The 12,199-nt window shown below is 41.2% G+C and carries 12 protein-coding genes; 3 read left to right on the top strand and 9 right to left on the bottom strand.

Annotation, left to right across the window (positions count from 1 at the left end; translation table 11 throughout):
* Positions 1–204 precede the first annotated feature (204 nt).
* Positions 205–540 (top strand): ArsR/SmtB family transcription factor, encoded by a 336-nt coding sequence (locus BP27_RS0103870; protein ID WP_051610266.1) that lies wholly within the window; start codon positions 205–207, stop codon positions 538–540.
* Between the two features lie 37 nt (positions 541–577).
* Here the strand turns inward: BP27_RS0103870 and sohB are convergent, their stop codons facing one another.
* Positions 578–1,600 (bottom strand): protease SohB, encoded by a 1,023-nt coding sequence (gene sohB, locus BP27_RS0103875; protein ID WP_027850428.1) that lies wholly within the window; start codon positions 1,598–1,600, stop codon positions 578–580.
* 86 nt (positions 1,601–1,686) lie between these two features.
* Here sohB and BP27_RS0103880 point away from each other — a divergent pair, with 86 nt between their 5' ends.
* Both BP27_RS0103880 and BP27_RS0103885 read left to right on the top strand, forming a co-directional pair.
* Positions 1,687–2,001: an SCP2 sterol-binding domain-containing protein gene (locus BP27_RS0103880; protein WP_027850429.1), complete on the top strand. Its 315-nt coding sequence runs from the start codon at positions 1,687–1,689 to the stop codon at positions 1,999–2,001.
* A 162-nt stretch (positions 2,002–2,163) separates the two neighbouring features.
* Positions 2,164–4,443 (top strand): PP2C family protein-serine/threonine phosphatase, encoded by a 2,280-nt coding sequence (locus BP27_RS0103885; RefSeq protein WP_027850430.1) that lies wholly within the window; start codon positions 2,164–2,166, stop codon positions 4,441–4,443.
* 1 nt (position 4,444) lies between these two features.
* On the opposite strand, the gene cheD (BP27_RS0103890) is transcribed toward BP27_RS0103885, so the two are convergent.
* The 8 genes from cheD (BP27_RS0103890) to BP27_RS17490 all read right to left on the bottom strand — a co-directional run bounded on the left by cheD (BP27_RS0103890) (position 4,445) and on the right by BP27_RS17490 (position 12,193).
* Positions 4,445–5,056 carry a chemoreceptor glutamine deamidase CheD gene (cheD, locus tag BP27_RS0103890; RefSeq protein ID WP_027850431.1) on the bottom strand — a complete coding sequence of 204 codons (612 nt, stop codon included), beginning with the start codon at positions 5,054–5,056 and terminating at the stop codon, positions 4,445–4,447.
* Positions 5,057–5,060: 4 nt separating this feature from the next.
* The gene (locus tag BP27_RS0103895; RefSeq protein WP_027850432.1) at positions 5,061–6,407 is read right to left on the bottom strand and encodes an ATP-binding SpoIIE family protein phosphatase; all 1,347 of its coding nucleotides are present in this window, start codon (positions 6,405–6,407) and stop codon (positions 5,061–5,063) included.
* Positions 6,404–6,688, bottom strand: coding sequence for an STAS domain-containing protein (locus BP27_RS0103900; protein ID WP_027850433.1), 285 nt, complete (start codon positions 6,686–6,688; stop codon positions 6,404–6,406). The genes BP27_RS0103895 and BP27_RS0103900 overlap by 4 nt, the downstream gene beginning before the upstream one ends.
* Positions 6,689–6,726: 38 nt before the next feature.
* Positions 6,727–7,386 carry a methyl-accepting chemotaxis protein gene (locus tag BP27_RS17565; protein ID WP_425411876.1) on the bottom strand — a complete coding sequence of 220 codons (660 nt, stop codon included), beginning with the start codon at positions 7,384–7,386 and terminating at the stop codon, positions 6,727–6,729.
* A gap of 534 nt (positions 7,387–7,920) precedes the next feature.
* Positions 7,921–9,003 (bottom strand): protein-glutamate methylesterase/protein-glutamine glutaminase, encoded by a 1,083-nt coding sequence (locus tag BP27_RS0103910; RefSeq protein WP_027850434.1) that lies wholly within the window; start codon positions 9,001–9,003, stop codon positions 7,921–7,923.
* A gap of 16 nt (positions 9,004–9,019) precedes the next feature.
* Positions 9,020–9,619, bottom strand: coding sequence for a chemoreceptor glutamine deamidase CheD (gene cheD, locus BP27_RS0103915; protein WP_027850435.1), 600 nt, complete (start codon positions 9,617–9,619; stop codon positions 9,020–9,022).
* Positions 9,620–9,622: 3 nt separating this feature from the next.
* Positions 9,623–10,471, bottom strand: a complete 849-nt coding sequence (locus BP27_RS0103920) for a CheR family methyltransferase (RefSeq protein ID WP_027850436.1) — start codon at positions 10,469–10,471, stop codon at positions 9,623–9,625.
* 3 nt (positions 10,472–10,474) lie between these two features.
* Positions 10,475–12,193, bottom strand: a complete 1,719-nt coding sequence (locus BP27_RS17490) for a methyl-accepting chemotaxis protein (protein ID WP_027850437.1) — start codon at positions 12,191–12,193, stop codon at positions 10,475–10,477.
* Positions 12,194–12,199 lie beyond the last annotated feature (6 nt).

Genomic DNA, 12,199 nt, shown 5'->3' on the forward strand with positions numbered 1-12,199 from the left:
ATAAAACCCAGATATAATCTGCCAAATAAAACTACCTCAAAGCAGATCAAGGCACTAACAGCCCTTAACTGATGGCTTAAGGTTAAGATCTAAAGGTTAAGGTATTGAGATTTTTTAATTTTCACTATTAAGGTCAACATCTAGCTTAAAAAAAGGTAGAATAGGTAAAAACTAATCAACTTAAGCGAAACTTGAGTAAAAACCATGGCAACAACTGCAAAAGCAAAGCAAGAAACTCAAAGCGAATTCATTGATGACTTACGCAATAATGCCAAGCAGGCTACCACCCTTTTAAAAGCACTAGCGAATGAAAGCCGCTTACTAATTTTGTGTTACTTAGATGACCGAGAGCTTTCGGTTAGTGAATTAAATGCTTGCCTAGACTTAAGCCAGTCTGCACTTTCACAGCATTTAGCAGTGTTGCGCCGTGACCAGCTAGTTAAAACACGCCGCGAATCACAAACTATCTACTACTCACTTAACGGTGAAGAAGCTAAGCAAATTATTCGCACCCTACATAATATGTATTGCAACGTTTAACCTACCTAGCTAAGTCTGTGTTTTATCGGTAGAAAATTTAGCGATGAAAAAAGGTGGCCTGTAATTTAGGCCACCAGCTAAGCAAACGCCCTTCTATAACTTTAGCTGTTTGACCTGCAATTTTTTCAGTTAAGTTCAAGGGTTTCTTTAAGCGCACCTTAAATACCCTAGCTTCATCTTGACGCTCTAATAAATAAGCCTCACTGGTCTGCAAACCATCCACCAAGTGTAAGCCTAACGCCTGTTCTCCATACCAAACCTCTCCCTTAGTCACCTTATCTATATCTAACTGCGGACGACAACGCTGTACAAACGCTTTAAATAAATCATGAGTTTGTTCTAAATCATCAATAAACTTCTGCTTTCCTTCAGGTGTATTTTCACCCAAGAGGGTTAAAGTACGTTTATAGTCGCCTGCCGTTAACACTTCATAATCTATTTCATGTTTTTTTAGCAACCTATGCAGGTTAGGTACTTCAGCCACAACGCCTATAGAGCCCAAAATAGCAAAGGGTGCAACCAACAGCTTAGTCGCAGTACAGGCCATCATATAACCACCTGAAGCTGCCACTCGGTCTACACACACGGTTAAATCAATATTTTTATCCCTTAAACGCTGTAACTGAGCGGTAGCATGACCATAGCTATGCACATAACCACCAGCGCTCTCCAAACGCACCACCACTTCGTCTTCAGAGCGCAACAAGCTTAGTAGCAAGCTAATTTCTCTACCTAGAACAGCAGCCTGGCTTGCATCTAAATCGCCCTTAAAATCTAAAACAAACACTCTAGGTAAACTAGCCAACTTGGCCGCCTGAACCTTGGCTTTTTTCTCTTTTTCCTTGTGCAGTTTTTTTATAGCTTTTGTTTCTAGCCACTCTGCCTGCAGTGAAAGCTGTAAATCTTGCTGACGTTCATTAAGCTCCTGGACTTGTAGCTGCTCATCGCTTTCACGGCTACGCTTAACGGCTGCCACACTCACTAATAAAATAACTAGCGCAACCAATAGGGTTGCTATCTTCAATACAAAAACCACATAGTCTGCAAGTAATTCCCACACTTAGAAATTCTCCATTAAAAGCTTGAATTAAACATACGTTTGAAATAAGCTGAACTCATTAACCAGCTCACAAAGAGGATAAAACCATGGCTGATATTAACGCAATTATTGAAGGACTGAAGGACAAATTTAACACTGCTGCTGCTGCAGGTATGGATGACGTGTTTCAGTTCAACGTTGAAGATGGTAACAACTACTACGTTGTTATTAAAAATGACCAGTGTGAAATTGCTGAAGGTGATCACGATGACCCTTCCGTAACACTGATTATGAACAAAGAAACCCTAAAAGATGTTTTAACCGGTGAAGAAGATGGTATGCAGGCCTTTATGGCAGGCAAACTGCGTGCTGAAGGCGATATGATGTTAGCAACCAAGCTAAGTGCGCTTTTTCCAGTTTAATAGTTAAAAGCATTAAAAGCCCACCAATAAAGCAGCTTTTTAAGCTGCTTTTTTTGTACGCGGCAAACTGACTCATCTACAGACTAGCAAGGCGATAGACAAGAGCAAGCAAGCAACGGATAATTAGAACTTTATTCAGCTTGCCCAAACTTGGAGCCTCAGTTGCTCAAATTTTTCTTAAATAAATTGCGTACCCTCCGCTGGTTTATCTTTTTAGCTGTTTTTTTCAGCACCTTTATTGTTTTTATTGGCGTAACAAGTATTTCTTCTTTGCTCTACGAAAGCTTAATGGATGAACAAGCTAATCAGCTGGTAGAACAATTAGAAGCTCTACCCGAAGCAATCCGCCCTCAAATTACACTGCCCAACATAACCACTGAAGTTCGCCTAACCTACATAGGCACCTTTGCTCTTTACTCATTTATTTTTTTAATTATTGCTTTTATTTTCTCTCATTTTGCAATCCGCAAAATTAACCAATCAATCAAAGCCTTCAGCCAGCAAATAAACCAAATACAAACAGGGCAAGATTTACAAAACTTTAACCCCACCCAGCTCAACTTTATTTTTAATGAGCTAAACCTTGCTTTCAACAACATTAGCGCCCTAGCTCGTCAGTTAGGTCAAGTATTGAATGACAAGAGTCAGTTAGAGGTTGAAACCAGCTTGCTGAGCAAGCTAGTGATAAAAAATACCCGCCTAGACAACTGGCAGGAGTACATTAAAGGCATTTTTATAGATATTCATAAAACCCTAGCCTTCGATTTCATTAGTGTTTACTTAACAGAGAAAAGCCAACCCAAATTAATTATTTACTGGTTTGCTGAAACAGATCAAATCACTGAGCTGGAAGCAGAGAAACTACTGCAAGAGCAGCTAAAAAACACCACTCAAGCCCAACACTCCTTAACTGGGTTAAGCATTGTTCATCAGTACCTAACCGACCAGACAAGAAAAAACACGCTCACTCAACCAAGTTTTTTAGTGAGTCACCTAGAAAAAGAACCACAAATTGGTTTTATACAAGGCATATTTATTCATTCACCAGCCATGAATGACCTAAGCCTACGTTTAAGAATTAACAGCCTACTAGTTTTATTGGTTAACCTACTAGGTGCCTCAAGGGCAATCAGTGGTTATACCCAAAAGTTAGAAACTGCTATTAACCTTTCTGAACAAGAAAACGCCATGGCTGCTGAAGTACTTTATGGCCACCTATTAGTTAAAAATACTGACCAGCTTGCAGGCATTAACTACCAAATTTGTTCCTCTAGTCGTTTTAGTGGTGATGTTATCCAAGTAAAACGCTCACCCTCAGGCAGCACTTTTATTCTGGTAGCCGATGCTACAGGTCATGGACTTAGTGCCACCATTACCGTCATGCCAGTTATTTCTGTTTTTAATGCCATGGTACAAAAAGGTTATCAGCTACCCTTTATTTTAAGTGAAATGAATAAACACCTAGTTAGAGACCTACCTGATGACCGCTTTGTAGCTGCCCTGTTAATTGAAATTAACCCTAGCCAACAAGAAGTGAGCATTTGGAATGGCGCTATGCCACCCGCATTACTTATGAATAATGAAGGGCAACTGGTAGAAAAATTTAACTCTAAAAATATGGCACTCGGTATTCTTGATGAAGCCATGTTTGAGTCAACCCCAGAGCTACTCTCCCTACCTAAAGATGGGCAATTATTCCTTTATTCTGATGGTTTAATAGAGCAAGAGAACCCTAATCAAAAAGCTTTTGGTTACAAAAAATTGATTAATGCGTTGCAGCACCCAACAAAAAACAACACCCTAACTAACCTTATAAACAGCGTGCTTAACTTTGCTCAGTTAAAAGAGCCTGATGATGATATTTCACTCTGCCAAATTGACTTCACTCAGCTAGAAGTTACAACTCAGGAATTTAATGCTAGAACACTCTTATGTGATAGCTTAGATACACCTTTTGAATGGCAAATGAAAATTTATGGCAGCAAGTTAGCCAAGCAATCTTTACCTGCACTATGCAATGAATTTATGCAGGCTCAGGGTTTAAGTATGCCTTTAAAGCGCTGGGCATTTAATGTAGTGCATGAGCTAGTTCAATTAGTGATAGAGACTAATTTATTAGAACTGCCTGCTAATTCAGCCAGCGAATCAACTCCAAGTACAGAAGATTTACAGCAGGTCAAACGCCAAGCCTTAGAAAATTTAAGTGATGATTATTATCTAAACTTGAAGTTTCAAGGTAGTTTAAAAGATTGCAATCAACCCTGCCCAAGCAGCTGTATTGCTATAACTTCAGCCGCTCCCTGCCTGCTTATTGAAGTAAGCGATAACGCAAAAGGTAAGAGCAGCTTGGTAGAGGAAGCGAGCTTGGCTAGTTTACGGGCACTCAGTGATCAAGTGATCGTTTCAGAGCAAGGGCACTGTATTCAAGTTAGGGTGGGGTAAACTAAAAAAGATCCACTTCACCGGCGATGGGCTTATGCTCTACTTGACGTAGATAACCCTTCTCTCGCTCAATCAGAGTTGAATTGTGCAGACTATTAATTTTTTTAAGCATGACACGACCTGAATGTGGAAAGAAGTGCACTTTACGTGGATAGATATCCAATAAATCCCTAGCCACTATAGGAATACCTTCCTGCTTTAAGTGTTCTAATACAAAGCTAACATTGCGCTCACCCACATTAGCAAAGGTAAAGTCTTTAATGACTTTGCCCCCACCAAAAACCTTCGCTTCCAAGCGCCGCCTTTGAGCGCCTAGTTTAAGTAGGTGGTTAACTAGTAACTCCATTGCATAAACACCATAGCGTGCTGATTCAGCTAAGGGCGAGTCACTAGCGGAGCGATCATGGGGTAATAAAAAGTGATTTAAACCGCCAATGCCAGAATAGTTGTCTCTTAAGCAAACCGAAACACACGAGCCTAGAACGGTGACTATCATTTCATCACCCTCAGTCGCGTAATATTGACCAGGTAAAACTTTCACAGCTTGAGTTTTAAATTTAGGGTCATAGTAGTGCGACAGGGCAAAGTGTTCATCAACAGCAAAATTATTCATCACACTACTCTAAGGTGGCTTGTGCTAAACGACCGAAATCACTATACATCAAGTTAGATGTCAAGCGTTTCACTAATAACAAACCTCGGCCAGATAACTCATCTGAGGTCTTAGCCAAAACCTTGTCAGCATCGAACCCTTCGCCTGTTTGTTGAATTTCAATCACCAAACGTGGCTGACTAGCACTAGGTTGCCAATCTAAAGTGATTCTTAGCACATCTTCTTCAGCTAAGTTTAAAATTAACTTATCTCGCTGAGTATAATATTCAGCAAAACCATCGGCAAAATTTTTCAGGTTAGAAGATAAACCTAAAATACCATGGTCTATTGCATTAGTACTCAGCTCGCTAATTACAGTAAAAGCTCTTTGGCATAAAGGTTGTGGCATACCCATTTGCTGCAACAAGTTATTGCACTGGCTAGCCACCTCCTGCTCAGCTAGCTGACGACCTTTGAGTGTTAACTCCCAACGAAAGGGGTGAATATCTTGTAGACTGCGTAAGCTTTTTGCTGAAAGCTCTTTTTGATCTAAGAAAAAAATAAGCTCTTGGAAGTGCAAATAAAATAAAGAAACATCGTCACTAAACTTAGCCAAACCAGTAAAAGACTTTAATGCAGCAACCACTCTACCCGTCATAAAATGAGGTGAGTTACCTTTTAGCTCTTTAATTAAGCGCTGACTACCAAAGTGCTCACCTACCGCATTTTCTTGCTCAATTAAGCCATCACTAGAAGCAAAAATTCCACCTTCGGTTGGTAAGGCTAAACGCTCTACCCCAGCATCAAACTTATCACTGTCTAAAATACCTAAGGCCAAATGAGTAGAGTGAAAGCTTCTGACTAGCTCTCCTTTAGCATCTAGTAAATAAATGGGCGGCATACCACCATTCCAAATACTGACTTGCTCATGCAATAAATCAACTTCAATCAGTGAAGCAGCAACAAACCTATCAGGAGGTAGCTTGTAATTCATTTTGCGATTCATTTCGCGCACTATCATGGGTAGGGCATAACCCTTATCAACCATGCTATGAAAAACATCGGCAACAGGTAAAAGGGTGACAGTGGCAGATAAACCCTGCCCCATAGCATCAACATGCAATACAAAAATACTACCCGAGGGAGAATAACGCGCCAGAATTAAATCTCCACAAAATTCTGACTTAGACAGGAGGTAACGGTCAAAACCCTGTAAGTCTTCTGACTTTTCATCGAGTAAATTATTATAAAAAATATGTGAAGCCATTTCGGCTTCAGCTTGACTAGCAATCAAATAGCTTTGTAAAGCAGCATTACTTTCTTCTAATTGTTTTTTTAGCAGGCTTAGCTGCTGTGCATCACTAGCGGTCATTTAATTTCTATAAGCTTATTTATATTGGCTACCATGAGTATTTCTAAGGCTACGCCAGACGCATTAATGATTTCAATTTTTTTATTAGCAGCTGCTGCTTTTTTATGCAGGTAAACCACCATACCTAAAGCGGCACTGTCTAAGTAAGTAACCTGTGAAAAGTCTAAGCTGATCACTTTAACCTGAGTGTTTTTTAAAACTTGCTCAGTATTTTCATTAAATTTTTTGTGACATGAAAAATCAAAACGCTCGGGAATACGTACCACTGAAAGATTAGACACAACCACTCTCCTTACCTAAAGCCTTGTCACTGATTAACTTAAAAAAGATCGATATCGCCACTGTCCATCGAACTACTGGAAACAGGGTTAGATTTACGCTGGGTACGAGCATCACGAAACTCCTCCATGCGTTTATGTAAAGCACGGTGAAATTCACGCGGGTCATCAGCACCTGTTTTTAATGCCTCAACCAACAGCAAGAGATGGCTTTGTTCAGAAGCCGTGTGTTGAATGGTTTGGCTACTCATATCTTCAAACTGCAAAGCACGCATTGCATCATTTAAAGCCTGGTTTAAATCCCCAGACAAGGTTTCTAACTGCTGAGTCACCAACTGATCGCTTCTAGATTTTTCCATCAGCAACTCTATAGCCACTTCCACTTCTTTTTTGGCCGTTAAAATAAAGCTCATATCTTGAGAAGCTATTTTACTGACGTCTTCAACTAAAGCCTCAATGCGCTTATTCATCGCGTTCAAGTTAACTTGAATAGTGCGACTAAATTCTGCAGAACGCGAAGACAAGGCTCTCACTTCATCGGCGACTACCGCAAAACCACGGCCATGCTCGCCTGCACGCGCAGCTTCTATGGCAGCGTTTAAGGCTAAAAGGTTGGTTTGTTCGGCAATGCTGTCTATGTCGCCTAAAACCTTCATTAACTCAGGCATACCCTCAGACAGCTCTGAAACCCTTTCTAGCATTTCCATTAAGTCAGCACTGGTTTGTACCGAGGTGCCTACAAAGCTATTCAGTGTTTTTAGCGTATCTTCGGCAAAGTTACTCATACGACCATGCGAACTAGACTCAGTTTCAGCCTGACCTCCATAGAGCAGTGACTCCACTAGGTTTTGCTGCTCGTCTAAATCTGTTTTAAAACGAGAGAAAGCATCACCCAGGGTAGCTAAGGCATCGTTTTGCATACTGGTCAGCGAATCTAAATCTTCCATAGACTCACTCACCACCTCTGCAATGGTTTCGCCTACCTGACGATAATCACGCTGCAAATCTACCTCAGAAATACCCGCAACAAAGTCACCCTGAGGTAAGTTTGAGGTTTGACTGGCTGTATTTTTGCTAGCCGACTGACTGGCAAACAAACCTAAAGCAAAGCTAGCTAAGCCAGATAACAAACCGGTTAACCAAGCTGGAATAAATTGACTAATAGCTAAACTCATCAGTAATACTGCGACCAAAGCTAACCATACAAAAGAGCGTTTCATTAACTTCTGATTTCCTTACACACGATTGGTTCTTTGTCCTAAGCACTCAATAACCCTAGCAGGCAGCTGTGTTAAAGGCAGAACCTCATCAACACCACCTAGAGTAATCGCTTCTTTAGGCATTCCAAAAACTACACAACTTGCTTCATCTTGCGCCAAGGTATGCGCCCCGGCACGCTGCATTTCTAACATACCCAGCGCACCATCTTTACCCATACCCGTTAAAATAACTGCAACCGCATTATTAGCAACCAACTGAGCAGCAGAATTAAACAGCACATCAACAGAAGGACGGTGACGATTAACAGGAGGTCCTGAATGTAAGCGAGTCATGTAGTTTGCACCACTACGCTTAACCTCTAAATGTTGATTCCCTGGTGCTATGTAAACATAACCAGGCAAAACCCTCTCGTTATCGACTGCTTCTTTAACCCGTAAAGCGCAGAGTTTATCTAACCGCTCGGCAAAAGTGCGGGTAAAATTTTCTGGCATGTGCTGGGTAATCATAATGGCGGGCATATCGGCGGGCAGATCAATTAAAAAATCTTTAATTGCTTCAGTTCCGCCTGTAGATGCACCCAAAAACACAATTTTCTCTGTTGACTTATAGCCCACACGTTTACTGGTTGCCGCTACAGTTTTAGCGCGCAGACTAGCAGCACTAACATCTTGCTGACGCCCCCTAGAACTCACTCTAGCTTGAGCACAAGCCCGAATTTTTTCAGCTATTAATTCAGAGTAACCCTGCAAACCACTGGCAATATCTACCTTAGGTTTAGCAATGTAATCTACCGCGCCTAACTCTAAAGCCCTAAGGGTAACCTCTGAGCCTTTTTCCGTTAGCGAAGAAACCATAAGAACCGGCATTGGCCTTAAGCGCATTAAACGCTCTAAAAAATCTAAGCCATCCATACGCGGCATTTCAACGTCTAGCGTTAGCACATCAGGATTGTGTTGCTTAATTAATTCTCTAGCAACTAAAGGATCAGGCGCTACGGCAACCACCTGCATATCAGCATGACTGTTAATAATATCAGTCAGTAGCTTGCGTATAAGCGCCGAATCATCAACCACTAGTACAGAAATTTTTTTTGTCATAACGAACCAAACAACTCTATCCAAATAGCTCTATGTTACCTGCCACTTGAATATTCAAGAGCTTCTCAAAATATTCGGCTTCACGATCAAATATAGTCGTATTATTTAATCTTTTAAGTTTTTTTACTAGTACTCGGCCAGAAGTCGGAAAAAAATATACCTTTTGTGGATAAGCACCTAATAAACTCTGGCTTACTACGGGTATTTTTTCTGCCTCCAAATAACTCAGCAAAAACTCAGCATTACGCTCACCTATGATTTGACTTCCATCGGCTGCCAATACATTGCCACCACCAAACACCTTAGCTTCAAGGTTCTCACGTTTAGCTCCTCGCTTAAGTAATTCATTAATTAAAACTTCCAAAGCATGGCTACCATAACGAATAGAGCAACCCACTAGGTCTCGGTCAAAATGTTCCCTAGGCAACATAAAATGACTGATACCCCCTAAACCGAGTGACTCATCACGAATACAAGCCGCAACACAGCTTCCTAACACCGTCACCAGCAACAATTCCTGCTGAGTAACGTAAAACTCACCGGGTAGAACTTTTACCGCACCCGTTTCAAAGTAAGGATCAAAGTAGATCCTAGAAAGCTGTTCATCGGCTTCCACAGCTTAGCTCCCATCCAACGACTTCTTAGTGACAGGGTAAAAAACTGTTTTACCTTTTAAGCGAAATAAGTCGGCAGCATGCTGAAAGCTTTCTGAGTGGCCTGCATAAAGCAGCCCTTCATCTAACAACATAGGATGAAAGCGCTTCAATACCTTGTACTGAGTAGGCTTATCAAAATAAATCATCACATTGCGACAGAAAATAGCATCAAATGGGCCTTTAATTGGCCAACCAGGTGCTAAAAGGTTCAGTGAGTTAAAGTGAATTAAATCTTTTAACTGGGAACGGACTTTCACCATACCTAAATGGCTACCCTTACCCTTAACAAAGAAGTTTTTAATTCGCTCATCACTTAATTTACTAATGCGATCAGAAGCATAAACGCCTCTTTTAGCTTGAGATAAAACATTGGTATCAACATCGGTTGCTAAAATACGCACGGGAGGTGCCCAACTACCAAAAGCTTCTATAGCAGTCATAGCTAAAGAATAGGCTTCTTCACCTGTTGAGCAGGCACTAGACCAAATTTTAATAGGCCCACGACGCTTATTAGCTAAAGCCAACATTTGTTCAGCCAGCAAATCGAAGTGGTGTGCTTCACGAAAAAAAGACGTTAAATTAGTGGTTAAAGCATTAATAAAATCCTGTGCTTCATCTTCATTTTCTTCTAAATGCTCTAGGTATTGCTGAAAATCAATCAGTCCTAATGCCCTTAAGCGCCGAGCAATGCGGCTATAAACCATGTCACGCTTTTTGGGGCTTAAGAAAATGCCTGCACGTGCCTGGGCTAGATTACGAATATTTTGAAAGTCCTTATCCGTAAATTCAAATTCGCGCTCTTTGTCGCTCACAGACTAAAACTCCTCCCATTCATCATCATCAAACTTTTTAGGCTTAGGAATAGGCTTGGCCGCTAACCTTTTAGCAGGCTTAGCTAAAGGTTGACTGGCTGGTTTATTTGCCAGAGATTTTGCAGGCTTACTAGCTTTAGTGGGTTGCTTGGCTGTATCTACCTGAAAAATAGCCACTGAATCACTTAACAGACCAGCTTGCTCCTGCAAAGACTCAGCGGCGGCAGCAGCTTCTTCTACCAGGGCAGCATTTTGCTGGGTTACATCATCCATTTGTGTAACCGCTTGGTTCACCTGCTCAATACCTTGGCTTTGCTCGTCTGAGGCAGCAGAAATTTCGCCAATAATATCAGTAACACGTTGAACAGAACCTACGATGGCCTCAATTGTACTGCCCGTTTCTTTTACTAGCTCAGCACCCTGGCTAACCGTGGCTACTGAATGGGTAATTAAGTCACTAATTTCTTTAGCTGCTGCTGCTGAACGCTGTGCTAAGGAGCGCACTTCTTCTGCCACCACTGCAAAACCACGGCCTTGATCGCCTGCACGGGCAGCTTCAACTGCCGCGTTCAAAGCTAAAATATTGGTTTGGAAAGCTATGTCATCAATTAGCTTAATAATGTTGGCTATTTTATTAGAACTGTCACTAATGGCTTCCATGGTAGTGATCACTTGACGCGACTTTTCACCACCTTCACCCGCTGTACTGCTAGCGTTTTGTGCTAGCTGATTAGCTTGGCGTGCATTATCCGCATTCTGTCTAACCGTTGAGGTTAGCTCTTCTAAGCTAGCTGCGGTTTCTTCAAGGCTAGAGGCTTGCTCTTCGGTACGCTGTGACAAATCAACGTTACCCGTAGCTATTTCTTGTGAAGCGGTATTAATAGAATCAACAGAAGACTTAATTTCAGTCACCAAACCCCGCAAGTGGTCTTGCATGGCTTGCAAAGCAGTTAACACCTCACCAATTTCATCTTGGTGTTCAATAACAATGGTGTTATTCAGGTTACCTTTAGAGATTTCCTGAAAGTAATTCACCGCCCTATTTAAAGGATTAACTATCACACTAATCAATAGCCAACCTAAGAAAGCTGCAATTAAAATACCGACCACTATCATCACGACAGCGATTAGCTGAGCGGTGGAATAAGAGGCTTGCTGGTTTTCAAAAAGATCGGAAGAAACTTGCCTTTGTAGCTCAAGTAGTTGCTCTGCAACCCCTACGCTACTAAGAAATAAAGGGTTGGTCTTTTCAATCATGTGCACATTGGCTAGCTCAAAAAAACCCGACTCAAGCAATTTAATGGTGGCGACTAAGCCCTGTTGAGTAAAGTCTCCCCTTAGCTTGGCATAGTCAGCAGCTAACAAACTTTCTCTTTCTGTTAAGCTACTAGCCATAAACTCAGTCCATAACTGGGTAATTTGTTTAATATTTTCTCTGACAATATCTGTGTGCATTGTGATTGGGTGATCATGCAGCACATGCTCATCAAGTCTAGGGTCGTGCATGGAAGCAAGGTTTAGCTGAATAATATTCTGCTGCATCAAATATTGAATTTCGGCTAGCAGTAGGGTGGGTCTTAAGCGGTCATTATAAACATCACCTAAAGCGGTATTAGATTTTTTCATGCCACTTAAACCCATCATGCCGATGATGAGCAAAAGCAGTGCCATAAAGCTAATAACTATAAAAAGTTTGGATTTAACTTTTAAGCGTTTCAGCATACTTGC

Origin of the sequence: Marinospirillum insulare DSM 21763, from assembly GCF_000686905.1 — a bacterium.
Lineage (GTDB): Bacteria > Pseudomonadota > Gammaproteobacteria > Pseudomonadales > Halomonadaceae > Marinospirillum > Marinospirillum insulare.

Excerpts from the sequence above, each read along its gene's own strand:
- cheD (WP_027850431.1), bottom strand. The coding sequence starts at position 5,056 with ATGAATAATTTTGCTGTTGATGAACACTTTGCCCTGTCGCACTACTAT.
- BP27_RS17565 (WP_425411876.1), bottom strand. The coding sequence starts at position 7,386 with ATGCTAGAAAGGGTTTCAGAGCTGTCTGAGGGTATGCCTGAGTTAATG.
- BP27_RS0103910 (WP_027850434.1), bottom strand. The coding sequence starts at position 9,003 with ATGACAAAAAAAATTTCTGTACTAGTGGTTGATGATTCGGCGCTTATA.
- BP27_RS17490 (WP_027850437.1), bottom strand. The coding sequence starts at position 12,193 with ATGCTGAAACGCTTAAAAGTTAAATCCAAACTTTTTATAGTTATTAGC.
- BP27_RS0103880 (WP_027850429.1), top strand. The coding sequence starts at position 1,687 with ATGGCTGATATTAACGCAATTATTGAAGGACTGAAGGACAAATTTAAC.
- BP27_RS0103870 (WP_051610266.1), top strand. The coding sequence starts at position 205 with ATGGCAACAACTGCAAAAGCAAAGCAAGAAACTCAAAGCGAATTCATT.
- BP27_RS0103895 (WP_027850432.1), bottom strand. The coding sequence starts at position 6,407 with ATGACCGCTAGTGATGCACAGCAGCTAAGCCTGCTAAAAAAACAATTA.